The organism is Pseudomonas sp. BS3782 TE3695, from assembly GCF_050435305.1.
GTDB lineage: Bacteria > Pseudomonadota > Gammaproteobacteria > Pseudomonadales > Pseudomonadaceae > Aquipseudomonas.
This window is the reverse complement of the sequence record NZ_JBNDKB010000001.1, coordinates 2,226,363-2,240,533: the sequence shown is the minus strand read 5'-3', so window position 1 is coordinate 2,240,533 and position 14,171 is coordinate 2,226,363. Positions and strand designations below refer to the sequence as shown.

Sequence of the window (14,171 nt, the reverse complement as noted above, 5' to 3'; positions counted from 1 at the left end):
GGCGCGTATAATACTGATTTTTAAGGACTATTCAACACCTAATTTGAAATAAATCAAAAATAAGGTGTTGGGTCAGTCACACCGGCCGCCGCGAAGCCTTCTGCACGCAGGCGGCAGCTGTCGCATTTACCGCAGGCGCGGCCATTATCGTCCGCTTGATAGCAGGAAACGGTCAGCCCGTAATCGACGCCAAGCTTCACGCCAGCCTGAACGATCTGCGCCTTGCTCAGGTTTTGCAGTGGCGCCTGGATACGGAAGCCCTGCCCTTCTACACCGGCCTTGGTCGCCAGGTTAGCCATGCGCTCGAAGGCTTCGATGAACTCGGGACGGCAATCCGGGTAACCGGAGTAATCCACCGCGTTGACGCCGATAAAGATGTCACGCGCCCCCAGCACTTCGGCCCAGCCCAGTGCCAGGGACAGAAACACAGTGTTGCGCGCTGGCACGTAAGTCACCGGAATACCTTCACCTGGTGTTTCCGGCACATCGATGCTGGTATCGGTCAATGCCGAGCCGCCAATACCGTTCAGGTTCAGACCGATCACCTTGTGCTCGACCACACCCAAGTCTTGGGCAACGCGTGCGGCGGCGTGCAATTCAGCGTGAGACCGCTGACCATAATCGAAGCTCATGGTGTAGCAGCGGTAGCCGTCGGCACGGGCCATGGCCACGACTGTTGCGGAGTCGAGGCCACCGGACAGCAAGATGACCGCACGTTTATCAGCAGTGTTCGTTTGTTCAGTCATTTCAGCGCCCCGGCTCGTCATTCCAAAGATATTTATGCAACTGCAATTGCAGGCGCACAGGCAGATTGTCCGCAACCACCCAGTCCGCCAGATCACGCGCATTCAGGTCATGGTGACTCGGCGAGAACAGGACTTCGCCGGCACGCAGATCAAGACCGTACTGAATCAGCTTGGACACGGCCCAGTCGTAGTCTTCCCGCGAGCAGATGACAAACTTTACCTGATCGTTAGGCGTGAGCAGCTCGATGTTCTCGTAGCGGTTGCGGTGTGCTTCTTTCGAACCCGGGGTTTTCAGGTCGACGACGCGACTGACCCGCGGATCGACCGCCGAGATATCCAGCGCGCCACTGGTTTCCAGCGACACTTCGTAGCCGGCGTCACACAACTGCTTGAGCAAGGGAATGGCATTCGGTTGCGCCAGGGGCTCGCCGCCCGTGACACAGACGTAACGCGGGCGAAAACCGGCCACTTGCTCGAGGATGTCATCGAGCGTACGGATGGTGCCCCCCGTGAACGCGTAGGCACTGTCGCAGTATTGGCAACGCAATGGGCAACCGGTCAGGCGCACAAAAACAGTGGGCAGCCCGGCAGTCCGCGTTTCACCCTGCAACGAGTAGAAAACTTCGGTGATTCTCAATGTGTCTTGCATAGTCGCCACGGGCGTAACAGCTAAACAGGCTGTCCGCCTCCGTCAGGCACTTCAAGGAACCTCGCCAACGCGCAGATCCCAAAAAGCGTGTTTCATAAAAAGGGCATGAATTCTAACGAAAAAACCCGCGACAAGCGCGGGTTTCTTCTAAACGCATCAAGCAAGCTTACATGCGCTGCAAATCGCGTTGAGCCAGCTGAGCGGCGGAAGTGCCCGGATACTGGGACACGACCTGCTGCAGAATGCCTTTGACCCGGTCGGTATGACCGAGGCGGCGCTCTACATCAGCGAGCTTGTACAGCGAATCAGGCACTTTGGGGTGCTTGGGATACAGCTGCGAAACCTTGGCAAATGCCTGACCTGCGCCTTGCAGATCGCCTTTGGCCAGGTTCACCTCACCCAGCCAGTACTGGGCATTGCCCGCGTATTGGCTGTTCGGGTATTTACGCAGGAATGCGGCGAAAGCCTGGCTGGCCTTGTCGAAATCCTTGGCTTTGATCAGGTCGAAGGCTGCATCGTAATACAGTTTTTCCTTCGCCGGATCAGCCGGTTCGCTACCCGCGGCAGGCGCTTGTGTAGAAGTGGCAGCGGCTGCCGCTCCCGCGCCTGCTGCTGCACCGGGGGCATTCAAATTGCCACCGGTGGAAGAATTATCAGGAGTCGCGGCGGGTGCAACGCCGGTTCCTATGCGCCGATCAAGATCCTGATATCGCTCCAGGCTCTCTTGCTTCATGCGCGCTACATCATTTTGCAGTTCTTCGATCACACCCTGTTGGCGCGAGATCTGATCCTGCATTTGTTGCAGTTGGTTGAACAGCTGGCCCTGCGCCGAGACAGGGGCTGAAACCCCTCCCCCGGCATAGGCGCCGTTCGTACCGTAACCCGCAGGCGGATAACTACTCCCGCTATTGTTATAGCCGGAGTTGTCCTCGACCACAGGAACCGCAGCCCACACCGCAAGCGGTGCGAGGCTGAGAGCCAAAACAGTTACAGCACGACGGCACGTTCGCATGACGAATTACTTACGCAGTTCGACGCGACGGTTTTGAGCCCAGGACTGCTCGTCGTTGCCGGTAGCAACTGGACGCTCTTCGCCGTAGGAAACCAGTTCCGCCTGAGCAGGGGAAACACCTTGCAGTACCAGGTAACGCTGAACGGCTTTCGCACGACGCTCGCCCAGTGCCATGTTGTACTCACGAGTACCACGTTCGTCGGTGTTGCCTTCCAGAACAACGCGAGCGCCGTTTGCTTTCAGGTCTTTGGCGTGAACGTCCAGAGCGCGCATGGCTTCTGGCTTCAGGTCCGAGCTGTCGTATTCGAAGTAGAAGGTGGTGATTGCGCGCAGAGCAGCTTCTTCGCTCAAGGAGCCGTCAACAGCACCAGTGTTAGCGCCGTAACCAGCGTTTGGATCAACAGCGCCTTCACCGGCGTTGTCGCCGCCTTTGGACGAGCAACCTACAGCTACAGCCATGGCCAGAGCCAGCGCAGCAAATTTACCAAACTTCAGCATTTCCATCGTGAAACTCCTAATGAACCCCAGTGTGTTAAGTACAACGTGTAGCGCCGCGTCAGTTCAGGTAAGGGGACCAGGACGGTTCTCTGACTTCGCCTTGTGCGGTAGGAAGCGGGAGCCTCACGCGCCCATTAATGGACACGAGCATCAAGACTCCCCGGCCCTGCTGGCGGGTGGCGTAGATTACCATGGTGCCGTTGGGCGCAACAGTAGGCGACTCGTCCAGAGTGCTATCAGTGAGGATCTTTACACTACCGCGCTGCAAATCCTGGGCCGCCACCTTGAAATTGGTGAAGCCTTCCTGACGATGGATCATCACGAGGGTCTTTTCATCGGCTGACAGTTTAGGGTTGGCGTTGTAGTTACCGATGAAGGTCACACGCTCCGCACCACCACCGCTTGCGCTGGTTTTGTAGATCTGTGGCTTGCCGCCACGGTCGGAGGTGAAGTAGATGGTCGACCCATCCTTACCCCAGAACGGTTCGGTGTTGATGCCCTGACCGTTGGTGACGCGACTGATCTGACGCGAACCCAGGTTCATCACATAGATGTCCGGGTTACCGTCTTTCGACAGTACGAATGCCAGACGCTGACCATCTGGCGACCAGGCTGGCGCACCATTCAGGCCTTCGAAGTTGGTGATCTGCTCACGGCGACCGGTGTCGATGTTCTGCATGAAAATGCGCGGACGCTTCTGCTCGAACGACACATAAACAATGCGTTTGCCATCCGGTGCAAAACGCGGCGACAGGATCGGCTCGCGCGATTGCAGCAGGGTCACCGCACGGGCACCGTCATAGTCCGAACGTTGCAGCGTGTAGCGGGTGTTCTTCTCGGAGAACCGCTCGGCCGTCACGTACAGCAGACGAGTCGAGAATGCACCTTTGATACCGGTGAGTTTCTCGAACGACTGGTCGGAGATGTAATGCGCCATGTCGCGCAGTTGATCGACGCTGCCCGATACGCTGCCGGTCAGCACTTGCTGCTCGGTGGCGACGTTGAACAGTGCGTATTGAACCTGCAGGCGACCGCCCGCTGGAACAATGCTGCCGACCATGACGTACTGGGCGCCCAGCGCCTTGAAGTCACGGAAGATGATTTCGCTGGCCTGGCTAGGCTGGCTGATCATGTTCTGTTTTGGAATCGGCGAGTAGTAACCCGAGTTGCGCAGGTCGTTACCGATAATTTCAGCCATGTCGTCCGGTAGCACGCTACCGCCCTGGAAGCCAAACGGCACTACCGCGATCGGGGTGGCCCGATCACTGCCGCTGGTGACCAGAATGTTTTTCTCATCAGCTGCCGCTATCCCTGCCAGGCAGCAAATAACGACAAGCATTCCTCGAAGAAGGTTTCTCACAAGGCTAGATCCTCAGGTGTGAATGTCATCTTGAATGAACGATAGGGAGCGAAATCGCTCGGTTTCATTCCCTGCATTTCTGTCAAACGTCCAATGTTCTTGACCGCCGCTACAGCGGAAGCGTCAAACGGACCATCGCCGCTGGACTTGGCCACGCCGACCGAAGTCAACGTACCATCGGGCAACATGCCGATTTGCAACACGACCGTCATGCCTTTGCGTGCCGAAGGTGGACGAGCCCAGCCTTCCGCTGCACGAGCACGAATCAGATCATCGAAACTGCCGGCGACTTCGTCACCCTGCTCATCGGCCAAGGCCTGCTGACGCTCTGGCGTGTCGGAAAGCAAATCTGCCAAGGCCTGAGCCTTTTTGTCTTCGGCGGATTTACGTGCCGCTTCCTGCGATTTTTTCTTCGCAGCATCGGCAGCAGCTTTCTTCTTCGCGTCTTCGGCGACTTTCTTCTTCGCCTCTTCAGCTTCAGATTTCTTCTTGGCGTCTTCGGCGGCTTTCTTCTTCGCGTCTTCGACGATCTTTTTCTTCGCTTCTTCAGCGGCCGCTTTCTTGGCCTCTTCTTCAGCAGCTTTCTTGGCTTCTTCTTCAGATTTCTTCTTGGCTATATCAGCCAATTGTTTCTCTTCGGCCTTTTTGGCTTCGGCGGTCTTCTTGGCTTCATCGGCTTTTTTGGCTTCATCAGCCTTTTTTGCCTCTTCCGCTTTCTTCGTCTCGTCGGCCTTCTTGGATTCTTCGGCTTTTTGAGCCGCATCTTCCTTCTTTTGTTCCGCGGCCTTGATCGCTTCCTGCTCGATCTTTTTCTGTTCCATCTGTTCGACTTCAGTCTGGCGCGCGGCGGATTTCTTCGCCTCACCCGCAATCTTCTGATTGGTCTGGGTGGTCGCCTGACTTTTCGATTTCAGCTGGTACAAGGTCGCCTGGACAATCGGCCTGGCCGGCGGCAACTCCGGTGTGAAGGCAAAACTGACGAACAGCATGCCGAAAACCAGCACGTGCAAGACAATCGCCCAGACACTAGGCCAGAAATAGCTTTCCGAGGCGGACGGCTCTCGCATTTGCTGCATCAGGGTGCCTCGGTAATCAAGCCAACATTACCGACCCCGGCTTTCTGCAACCCGCCCATGGCACCCATGACGGCGCCGTAATCGACGGTCTTGTCGCCACGGATGAACACCTGGGTACGCTTGCCGCCTTCAGTGCCGGCGCGAACGATCTTGGTCACGGCGTCGGTCATTTGCGGCAAGGTCATGGCCTTGTCCTGCTGTTTATCGGTGTCGACTTCGCTGCCAAGGTTCCAGTAGTAGGTCTTGTCAGCCTTGATCGAAATGGTCAGGACCTGAGTGTTGTTGTCCTGCGGCAAGGCTTCGCTGGAAACCTTGGGCAGATCAACTTTCACGCCCTGATTGAGCATCGGCGCGGTCACCATGAAGATGACCAGCAGTACCAGCATCACATCGATGTAAGGCACCACGTTCATCTCGGCAACCGGCTTGCGCTTTTTGCGAGCTCGAGCGATTAAAGCCATTGGAAATTACCTGCTTATTCTTCGCTGGTGTGCACTTTGCGGTGCAGGATCGCCTGGAATTCATCGGCGAAGGTGTAGTAACGGCCCAGCAGGGTTTCGCTGCGAGCAGCAAAACGGTTGTAGGCGATTACGGCCGGGATGGCGGCGAACAGACCGATCGCTGTGGCGATCAATGCTTCGGCGATACCCGGGGCCACAGTGGCCAGGGTCGCTTGCTGGGCAGTGGCCAGGCCACGGAAGGAGTTCATGATGCCCCAGACCGTACCAAACAGACCGATGTACGGGCTGACAGAACCGACGGTGGCGAGAAACGGCAGGCTCTGCTCGAGTTTTTCTTCCTCGCGGGAGATGGCCACGCGCATGGCACGGGCCACGCCTTCCATGACCGCTTCCGGATCAACGCCTGACTGCTGACGCAGACGGGAGAATTCCTTGAAACCGGCGCGGAAGATTTGCTCCACGCCCGAATCCGGATCAGGGTTGCTGCCGGCCTGACGGTAGAGTTTGGACAGGTCGATACCGGACCAGAAGCGCTCTTCAAAGCTCTCCAGGGCGCGTCGACCGGCGCGCAACAAGTTGCTGCGCTGAAAGATCATGATCCATGAGGTCACCGATGCGGCTACCAGGATCAGCATTACCAGTTGCACCACGATACTGGCATTGCTGACCAGGCTCCACATGGAGGAATGGTCGACGACGTTAGCTTCCACGCTTTATCTCCTGCTTTGAGTGTGTACCCGCGCCGCTCACGTCGGCAAAGGCCGCACGTAGAGCTTCGGGAATGGCCCGGGGTTTCAAACTGTTGGTGCGCACACAGGCCACCAGAAACTGCCCTTCGCAGAGCAGCGCATTATCCGTAGCCCGCCTGACCTGCTGTTTGAAGCGCAGGCTGACCCGGTTCAATTCAATTACTTCAGCGCTTACCAGCAGTTCGTCGTCCAGTCGCGCCGGCGCGTGGTAACGCGCTTCGCTGGAATGCACGACAAACAACAGGTCCTCCCCTGCCAGCGCCGACTGGGCAAAGCCCAGCTCCCGGAGCCGTTCGGTTCGAGCCCGTTCCATAAACTTGAGGTAATTGACGTAATACACGATGCCGCCCGCATCGGTGTCCTCGTAATAAACGCGACAACGATGTGCGAACGGCTCAAGCCCGTTTTGCGCGCGCATACTCTAGTGCTTACTCCTCAGGTTGCCAATCCGGCCAGGCAACTGTTTTTCATTGATTCGCGGCTTTGCGGCGAAAGTACGGTCCTGGGACAGCACAAACCCCGAATAAATCAGCGCGCAAAGGTTACTAATCGTCCACGGCATCGAGGAATTCGTCTACCACGGGCATCTCGCCTAATCGTGACGGGATGTTTAAACCGAAATGCAGGTACGCATGTCGAGTGACCACCCGCCCCCGCGGAGTGCGCATGATGTAGCCCTGCTGGATCAAATATGGCTCCAGCACGTCTTCAATGGTGTGACGCTCTTCGCTGATGGCCGCCGCCAGACTGTCGACCCCCACCGGCCCACCGTCGAACTTCTCGATCATGGTCAACAGCAGGCGTCGATCCTGATGGTCGAAGCCACGCTCGTCGACATCCAGCAGATTCAGCGCCAGGTCGGCGATCGGTTTGGTGATGTGGCCTTTGGCGCGAACCTCGGCGAAATCCCGGACCCGACGCAGCAAGCGGTTGGCGATCCGCGGCGTGCCACGGGCACGGCGGGCGATTTCGAAGGCGCCTTCCGGGTCCAGCGGCAAACCGAGAATGTTCGCCGAACGGCTGACAATCGTTGCCAGGTCGGCGGTGTTGTAGAACTCCAGACGCTGAACGATCCCGAAACGGTCGCGCAACGGGTTGGTCAGCATGCCGGCCCGGGTGGTTGCGCCGACCAGGGTGAACGGCGGCAGATCGAGTTTGATCGAGCGCGCGGCCGGCCCTTCGCCGATCATGATGTCGAGCTGGAAATCTTCCATTGCCGGGTACAGGACTTCTTCGACGATCGGCGACAACCGATGGATCTCATCGATGAACAGCACGTCATGGGGCTCAAGGTTGGTCAGCAACGCTGCCAGATCACCCGGACGCTCAAGAACCGGCCCCGAGGTACTTTTGATCGACACACCCATTTCCTGGGCAATAATGTTGGCCAGGGTGGTTTTACCCAGTCCCGGCGGGCCGAAAATCAGCGTATGGTCCAGGGATTCATTGCGCCCACGCGCGGCCTGGATGAACAACTCCATTTGCTCGCGAACGGTCGGCTGGCCAATGTATTCGGCCAGGCTGACGGGGCGAATCGCCCGGTCCTGGACTTCTTCGCGCTCACGAGGACCACCCGTGGCGGCGATCAGACGATCAGCTTCAATCACTTAGATCATTCCCTTCAGGGCACGACGAATCATGTCTTCACTGCTCAAACCTTTCTCCTTGATCGCGGAAATCGCCTTGCTGGCTTCCTGCGGCTTGTAGCCCAGGGAAATCAGCGCGCTGACCGCGTCATTTTCGGCGGTGGCGACTGGAGGCGCATCTGGCCCACCCGGCTGGTTTGGCACCAACGCGAACATCGCCGGCACGGTTTCCCAGGCCTTGAAGCGATCCTTGAGTTCCACCAGCAAACGCTCGGCCGTCTTCTTGCCCACGCCAGGCACTTTGGTCAGCGCCGAAGTGTCTTGCGACTGCACGCAACGAACCAGCTCGTCGACCTCCAGGCTCGACATCAAAGCCAGCGCCAGTTTCGGCCCCACACCATTGAGACGGATCAGCTCGCGAAAAAAGTCTCGCTCGCGCTTGCCAAAGAAGCCATAGAGTAACTGCGCGTCTTCGCGTACGACCAAATGGGTGTGCAAGGTCAGCGGTTCACCGACCGACGGCAAGCGATAAAGCGTGGTCATGGGCACTTCCAGCTCATACCCCAGACCATTTACATCCAGAATCAGGTGCGGCGGCTGTTTCTCAGCCAGTGTGCCGCGCAAGCGTCCAATCACGTTTCAGATCCTTGAGCCTTGGCCAGATCAGTGCTGGCGACTGACAGAACAAAGGTTTTGCGCCGACAACACAGGCGCAAAACCCTCATTCCATAAAAAATGATTGCTGATGCTATCAGAGACGCAGGCGCCCGCCACGACTGCGTGCTGTGCCCAGACCATGCGGCAACAGACTGGACCGCGTATGAGCGTGGCAAATCGCGATGGCCAGGGCATCCGAGGCATCGATTTGCGGCTTGCTGGTCAACTTGAGCATGTGCATGACCATCATTTGCACCTGCTCTTTATTCGCCGCGCCGGTGCCGGTCACCGCTTGTTTGACTTGGGTTGCGGTGTATTCGGCGATTTCCAGGCTTTCCTCGGCACCGGCCACGATGGCAGCGCCGCGGGCCTGACCGAGTTTAAGGGCAGAGTCGGCATTGCGGGCCATGAAGACTTTTTCGATGCCCATGGTCACTGGGCCGTAGGTCTGGATCACTTCACGCACGCTCCGATAGACGATTTGCAGGCGTTCATGCAGCTCGCCGGAGCCCGTGCGAATGCACCCCGACGCCACGTACACGCAGCCACGCCCGGTATCACGTACCACGCCATAACCGGTGATACGCGAACCGGGGTCGATACCAAGAATTAAAGTCATAACGCCTGCAGAAAGAGATCGCGGTGGCTTGAGGATAACTGTGTAGGAGCTGCCGAAGGCTGCGATCTTTTGATTTTCGATCTTAAAGTCAAAAGATCGCAGGCTTCGCCAGCTCCTACAGGGGCCAAGGGAAGGCTGCGATCTTTATCAATGCATCAACCGAGCTGTGCAGCGACCGACTCTGGGATATCCGCGTTGGAATACACGTTTTGCACGTCATCCAGGTCTTCGAGCATGTCGATCAGCTTCAGAATCTTCTCGGCGCCTTCCAGGTCCAGTTCGGCACTGGTGGTCGGCAGCATGACGATTTCCGCGTCATCGCCCTTGAAGCCTGCGGCCTCCAAGGCGTTGCGCACGGAATAGAAGCCGGCGAACGAGGTGAACACGTCAATCGAACCGTCTTCGTGAGTCACCACATCATCGGCGTCAGCCTCCATGGCCGCTTCCATCAGCGCATCCTCATCCACCCCTGGCGCAAAGGAAATCTGCCCTTTGCGCTCGAAGAGGTAGGCCACCGAACCGTCGGTGCCGAGATTGCCGCCGCACTTGCTGAACGCATGGCGAACGGCGGCGGCTGTACGGTTGCGGTTGTCGGTCATGCATTCGACCATCACCGCTACACCGCCCGGACCGTAACCTTCGTAGGTCAGCTCGACCATGTCGTCGGTATCGGCAGCACCGGCACCGCGAGCCACTGCGCGATCGATGATGTCGCGGCTCATGTTCGCACCCAGCGCTTTATCCAGCGCCAGACGCAAGCGCGGGTTGGAGCCCGGATCACCGCCGCCCTGACGAGCAGCAACCGTCAGTTCACGAATCCACTTGGTGAAAATCTTGCCCTTCTTGGCATCCTGACGTTCTTTGCGGTGCTTGATGTTCGCCCACTTGGAATGACCTGCCATAACTCGCTCCGAATTATCTTTGAAACATTGCCCGCCACGCCATGATGCGCCAGCCAGCAAAAAAAAATCTCGACCTTTCTATATATAGAAAGGGCGCATCCGAAGATGCGCCCTTCTGGTCAACCTTACTCGGCTTTAGGTGTTTCACGCAGACGAATGTGCAGTTCGCGCAACGCCTTGGCATCCACCAGCCCCGGTGCCTGAGTCATGACGCAGGCAGCACTCTGGGTTTTCGGGAAGGCGATCACTTCACGGATCGACTGAGCGCCGGTCATCAGCATCACCAGACGGTCCAGACCGAAGGCCAGACCGCCGTGCGGCGGCGCGCCGTATTTCAGGGCATCGAGCAGGAAGCCGAACTTCTCTTCCTGTTCCGCTTCGCTGATACCCAGCAGACGGAACACCGACTGTTGCATTTCCTTGCGATGGATACGGATCGAACCGCCACCCAGCTCGGTGCCGTTCAGGACCATGTCGTAGGCACGGGACAGCGCGGTTGCCGGGTTGGCTTCCAGTTCTTGCGGTGTGCACTTCGGCGCGGTGAACGGATGGTGCAACGCGGTGAAGCTGCCGTCGTCGTTCTCTTCGAACATCGGGAAGTCGACGACCCACATTGGTGCCCACTCGCAGGTCAGCAGGTTCAGATCGTGACCAACCTTGATCCGCAGCGCACCCAAGGCTTCGCTGACGATCTTCGATTTATCAGCGCCGAAGAACACGATATCGCCATCAACTGCACCGACGCGATCGAGAATCACGTTCAGGTTAGCCTCAGGGATGTTCTTGACGATTGGCGATTGCAGACCTTCAACGCCTTTGGCGCGCTCATTGACCTTGATGTACGCCAGGCCCTTGGCACCGTAGATGCCGACGAACTTGGTGTAGTCGTCGATCTTGCTGCGCGGCATGCTTGCCGCGCCTGGAACGCGCAGAGCGGCAACGCGGCATTTCGGGTCGTTGGCAGGGCCGCTGAACACCTTGAAGTCGACTTCTTTCAGTTGATCGGCAACGTCAACCAGTTCCAGCGGGTTACGCAGGTCCGGCTTGTCGGAACCGTAACGACGCATGGCCTCTTCGAAGGTCATGTGCGGGAAGTCGCCGAACTCCAGGTCCAGCACTTCCTTGAACAGGTTGCGGATCATTTGTTCGGTGATGCCCATGATCTCTTTTTCATCGAGGAAGCTGGTTTCGATGTCGATCTGGGTGAATTCAGGCTGGCGGTCGGCACGCAAGTCTTCGTCGCGGAAGCACTTGGCGATCTGATAGTAACGGTCGAAGCCGGCGACCATCAGCAGCTGCTTGAACAGCTGTGGCGATTGCGGCAGGGCGAAGAAGCTACCTGCGTGAGTACGGCTCGGCACCAGGTAGTCGCGAGCGCCTTCTGGCGTGGCGCGGGTCAGAATCGGCGTCTCGACATCGAGGAAGCCGTTCTCGTCCAGGAAGCGACGGATGCTGGTGGTCATACGCGAACGCAGACGCAGCTTCTCAAGCATTTCCGGGCGACGCAGGTCGAGGAAGCGATAACGCAGGCGGGTTTCTTCGCCGACGTCGGAGAACTCGTTCAGTGGGAACGGCGGGGTTTCCGCTTCGTTCAATACTTCCAGCTCGTAGCCCAGCACTTCGATCATGCCCGACGCCATGTTGGCGTTGGTGGCACCGGCCGGACGCAGGCGCACCTTGCCGGTGATCTTGACCACGTATTCGCTGCGTACGCGATCGGCGGCGGCGAAGGATTCAGCGCGGTCCGGGTCGAACACCACCTGGGCCAGACCGTCACGATCACGGATATCGAGGAAAATCACCCCACCGTGGTCACGACGACGGTGGACCCATCCGCAAAGGGTAATTTCCTGGCCTTCCAGGCTTTCGTTCAGTTGGCCGCAATAATGGCTGCGCATCATGGTAGTGGTTTCACTTCTCGTAATTCGAAATTCGGTTGGAGGTCTTGCCGCACCCCCACACTTGAATAAGGTGCCGGATGATGCAAGAGCTCGCGCGTGTCATTCAGCCGGGGCGCTAGACCCTAGTCAGCTTTGTCGCCACCGGCCAGATTCTTCTTGGAACCGGTCTTGAAGTCGGTTTCGTACCAGCCGGTGCCGCTGAGGCGGAAGCCCGGCATGGACAGCATCTTTTTAAGCTCTGGCGCCTGGCAGGCAGGGCAGTCGACCAGCGGTGCTGCGCTGATCTTTTGAATGGCTTCCAACTGATGACCACAGGAAGCACATTGATAGTCGTACATCGGCATGGGGGTTGTCTCGGCGATCAGATTGCTACCGCGCATGCTGGGCTTTGCGGCAAAGGGCGGGATTATATCCATTAAATGCAGCCTGTGCAGCCGTAAGACTGCACAGACCGACACTCGACCCGATCAATCGCCATCGTCAAGCCATGACCGGGCAACTTCCTTCCTTCAGGCTGTGCACGACGCAGACAACCCGCACCAGCCCGGTGAAGTTCTTCACCCCGCCGTGACGCAGATGCACTTCGCGATCCACGTGGGACAACAGCGCACTGACCGAGCAGCAATTGATCTTGGCCATGTCACCCAAAATATCCCAATAGACCTGTTCAAGCCGCAAACAGGTCGCAAAGCCATTCAAGCGCACTGACCGGGATAATGGCTGGGCCAGGCCCATATCGAATTCGCCGACAAATGAATCAATCCTTACTTCCTTGAGTGGACCGACCCTCCCCTCGCTTCGCCCGTCTTGATAATCCATAGCGTTGACACTCCTTTGTCGTTGCTGCTTATAAGAGTCATATTTCGTGTTTCCTTATAGAAGCGCAGGTGCACAGGGATTATCCAGATGACTTTTTGACCATCGACGTAGGATAAGCCAACAACTGAGGGGAGATCATGGAGTTCGTCCCAGACAGACGTGTTTCCTACGAACACTGACGCAATGTCTTTCAGCGAAAAGGCAAAAAGACATGAGAAACACAGCAGACAATTAGCACTAAAAGCAAGCCTCATCCACACAGCGGCCAGCGGGAGTACCGCCGGACTGCCTGATTTGAGTAGCTGCGGGCTTTGCTGTTAAATAGGCAGTGTGTCGCTACCGCCTATTTTCCGGGGGCTGCGCATAGGCTGATAGCGGGAACGTGTCCAACGCCTCTTATTGTTCTGAAGCGAACCGTGCTCCATCAGCTCTTCCTTGTGATCCGTCTTAACGTGAGTTAATCAAAATGTTGAAAATCGTCCACCTGCTAATGGGCGCAGCAGCCTTGCTGCTGTCCTTCATCCCTAGCCTGCGATCCGAAGCGCTACCTTACCTGCAACAACCCGATGCGCTGTACCTGGCCTTTTTCGGCCTGCTCAACCTCACCCTTGCACCTGTTATCCCTTACTGGAACAAAGGCCCGCGTCATCAACTGCAAAACCTGGTCAGCGCCTTGCTGGTCCTGGCTGTGGTATTGCAAACACTGACATTGTTCGCCCCGATGCCTGTCATCGCCGGTCAACCTGCCGTTCTGTTCAGTCTGGTCGTAGCCCTGATCGCCGTACTTTTGCACCTGGCCGTCAGCTTCTACAAATCTTCACCGGCCGCCGCTTCGCCAAGCTATGACATGAGCAACCGTGATACCGGCACCGTCAAATGGTTCAACACCTCCAAAGGCTTCGGCTTTATTTCCCGTGATTCCGGCGATGATATTTTCGTGCACTTCCGGGCAATTCGCGGCGAAGGCCATCGTGTTCTGGTCGAAGGCCAACGCGTGGAGTTCTCTGTGATGAACCGCGACAAAGGTCTGCAAGCTGAAGATGTGATCGCCGCCCTGCCGCGCCGCTGATCCCAAGGCAAAAAAAAACCGCGAACAGCTCAGGCTGTTCGCGGTTTTTTTATGCCCTGCTCTTCAC

At 57.5% G+C, this 14,171-nt stretch carries 17 protein-coding genes; 1 reads left to right on the top strand and 16 read right to left on the bottom strand.

The genetic code is table 11. The features are described 5' to 3' along the window. Positions 1–53: 53 nt before the first annotated feature. The 16 genes from queC to ABH909_RS10105 all read right to left on the bottom strand — a co-directional run bounded on the left by queC (position 54) and on the right by ABH909_RS10105 (position 13,035). Complete coding sequence (queC, locus tag ABH909_RS10180) at positions 54–746, bottom strand: 7-cyano-7-deazaguanine synthase QueC (RefSeq protein WP_429432792.1); 693 nt, start codon at positions 744–746, stop codon at positions 54–56. A gap of 1 nt (position 747) precedes the next feature. Further along, positions 748–1,395: a 7-carboxy-7-deazaguanine synthase QueE gene (gene queE / locus ABH909_RS10175; protein ID WP_095054352.1), complete on the bottom strand. Its 648-nt coding sequence runs from the start codon at positions 1,393–1,395 to the stop codon at positions 748–750. 166 nt (positions 1,396–1,561) lie between these two features. Continuing rightward, entirely contained in the window at positions 1,562–2,407 is an 846-nt protein-coding gene (gene ybgF, locus ABH909_RS10170; protein ID WP_183682305.1) for a tol-pal system protein YbgF, read from the bottom strand. Between the two features lie 6 nt (positions 2,408–2,413). Further along, positions 2,414–2,911, bottom strand: a complete 498-nt coding sequence (gene pal / locus ABH909_RS10165; RefSeq protein WP_095632173.1) for a peptidoglycan-associated lipoprotein Pal — start codon at positions 2,909–2,911, stop codon at positions 2,414–2,416. A gap of 52 nt (positions 2,912–2,963) precedes the next feature. Beyond that, complete coding sequence (tolB, locus tag ABH909_RS10160; protein ID WP_429432789.1) at positions 2,964–4,265, bottom strand: Tol-Pal system beta propeller repeat protein TolB; 1,302 nt, start codon at positions 4,263–4,265, stop codon at positions 2,964–2,966. Beyond that, on the bottom strand, positions 4,262–5,341 hold the full coding sequence (tolA, locus tag ABH909_RS10155; protein ID WP_429432787.1) for a cell envelope integrity protein TolA: 1,080 nt from the start codon (positions 5,339–5,341) through the stop codon (positions 4,262–4,264). The genes tolB and tolA overlap by 4 nt, the downstream gene beginning before the upstream one ends. Beyond that, on the bottom strand, positions 5,341–5,793 hold the full coding sequence (tolR, locus tag ABH909_RS10150; protein WP_176466929.1) for a protein TolR: 453 nt from the start codon (positions 5,791–5,793) through the stop codon (positions 5,341–5,343). The genes tolA and tolR overlap by 1 nt, the downstream gene beginning before the upstream one ends. 23 nt (positions 5,794–5,816) lie before the next feature. Beyond that, positions 5,817–6,512, bottom strand: coding sequence for a protein TolQ (gene tolQ, locus ABH909_RS10145; RefSeq protein ID WP_007897030.1), 696 nt, complete (start codon positions 6,510–6,512; stop codon positions 5,817–5,819). Beyond that, positions 6,502–6,969 (bottom strand): tol-pal system-associated acyl-CoA thioesterase, encoded by a 468-nt coding sequence (gene ybgC / locus ABH909_RS10140; RefSeq protein WP_007897031.1) that lies wholly within the window; start codon positions 6,967–6,969, stop codon positions 6,502–6,504. Before ybgC ends, tolQ begins: the two co-directional genes overlap by 11 nt. Positions 6,970–7,096: 127 nt before the next feature. Then, positions 7,097–8,158, bottom strand: coding sequence for a Holliday junction branch migration DNA helicase RuvB (gene ruvB / locus ABH909_RS10135; RefSeq protein WP_007897032.1), 1,062 nt, complete (start codon positions 8,156–8,158; stop codon positions 7,097–7,099). Then, positions 8,159–8,773, bottom strand: a complete 615-nt coding sequence (gene ruvA, locus ABH909_RS10130; protein ID WP_038981959.1) for a Holliday junction branch migration protein RuvA — start codon at positions 8,771–8,773, stop codon at positions 8,159–8,161. A gap of 115 nt (positions 8,774–8,888) precedes the next feature. Further along, a complete protein-coding gene (gene ruvC / locus ABH909_RS10125; RefSeq protein ID WP_183682295.1) occupies positions 8,889–9,413 on the bottom strand; it encodes a crossover junction endodeoxyribonuclease RuvC in 525 nt (174 codons plus the stop codon). A 155-nt stretch (positions 9,414–9,568) separates the two neighbouring features. Next, positions 9,569–10,315, bottom strand: coding sequence for a YebC/PmpR family DNA-binding transcriptional regulator (locus ABH909_RS10120; protein ID WP_095632180.1), 747 nt, complete (start codon positions 10,313–10,315; stop codon positions 9,569–9,571). 125 nt (positions 10,316–10,440) lie between these two features. Then, a complete protein-coding gene (gene aspS / locus ABH909_RS10115; RefSeq protein WP_008072428.1) occupies positions 10,441–12,216 on the bottom strand; it encodes an aspartate--tRNA ligase in 1,776 nt (591 codons plus the stop codon). 122 nt (positions 12,217–12,338) lie between these two features. Further along, positions 12,339–12,560 (bottom strand): FmdB family zinc ribbon protein, encoded by a 222-nt coding sequence (locus ABH909_RS10110; protein ID WP_010457489.1) that lies wholly within the window; start codon positions 12,558–12,560, stop codon positions 12,339–12,341. 136 nt (positions 12,561–12,696) lie between these two features. Next, positions 12,697–13,035: a ribbon-helix-helix domain-containing protein gene (locus ABH909_RS10105; protein WP_429432784.1), complete on the bottom strand. Its 339-nt coding sequence runs from the start codon at positions 13,033–13,035 to the stop codon at positions 12,697–12,699. Positions 13,036–13,501: 466 nt separating this feature from the next. On the opposite strand from ABH909_RS10105, the gene ABH909_RS10100 reads away from it, so the two are divergent. Then, the gene (locus tag ABH909_RS10100) at positions 13,502–14,104 is read left to right on the top strand and encodes a cold-shock protein (RefSeq protein WP_095632183.1); all 603 of its coding nucleotides are present in this window, start codon (positions 13,502–13,504) and stop codon (positions 14,102–14,104) included. Positions 14,105–14,171: the final 67 nt, after the last annotated feature.

What these genes read in the sequence shown, in the direction of transcription:
- queC (WP_429432792.1), bottom strand. Translation starts at nt 746, where the DNA reads ATGACTGAACAAACGAACACTGCTGATAAACGTGCGGTCATCTTGCTG.
- queE (WP_095054352.1), bottom strand. Translation starts at nt 1,395, where the DNA reads ATGCAAGACACATTGAGAATCACCGAAGTTTTCTACTCGTTGCAGGGT.
- ybgF (WP_183682305.1), bottom strand. Translation starts at nt 2,407, where the DNA reads ATGCGAACGTGCCGTCGTGCTGTAACTGTTTTGGCTCTCAGCCTCGCA.
- pal (WP_095632173.1), bottom strand. Translation starts at nt 2,911, where the DNA reads ATGGAAATGCTGAAGTTTGGTAAATTTGCTGCGCTGGCTCTGGCCATG.
- tolA (WP_429432787.1), bottom strand. Translation starts at nt 5,341, where the DNA reads ATGCAGCAAATGCGAGAGCCGTCCGCCTCGGAAAGCTATTTCTGGCCT.
- ybgC (WP_007897031.1), bottom strand. Translation starts at nt 6,969, where the DNA reads ATGCGCGCGCAAAACGGGCTTGAGCCGTTCGCACATCGTTGTCGCGTT.
- ruvC (WP_183682295.1), bottom strand. Translation starts at nt 9,413, where the DNA reads ATGACTTTAATTCTTGGTATCGACCCCGGTTCGCGTATCACCGGTTAT.
- ABH909_RS10120 (WP_095632180.1), bottom strand. Translation starts at nt 10,315, where the DNA reads ATGGCAGGTCATTCCAAGTGGGCGAACATCAAGCACCGCAAAGAACGT.
- aspS (WP_008072428.1), bottom strand. Translation starts at nt 12,216, where the DNA reads ATGATGCGCAGCCATTATTGCGGCCAACTGAACGAAAGCCTGGAAGGC.
- ABH909_RS10110 (WP_010457489.1), bottom strand. Translation starts at nt 12,560, where the DNA reads ATGCCGATGTACGACTATCAATGTGCTTCCTGTGGTCATCAGTTGGAA.
- ABH909_RS10105 (WP_429432784.1), bottom strand. Translation starts at nt 13,035, where the DNA reads ATGGATTATCAAGACGGGCGAAGCGAGGGGAGGGTCGGTCCACTCAAG.
- ABH909_RS10100 (WP_095632183.1), top strand. Translation starts at nt 13,502, where the DNA reads ATGTTGAAAATCGTCCACCTGCTAATGGGCGCAGCAGCCTTGCTGCTG.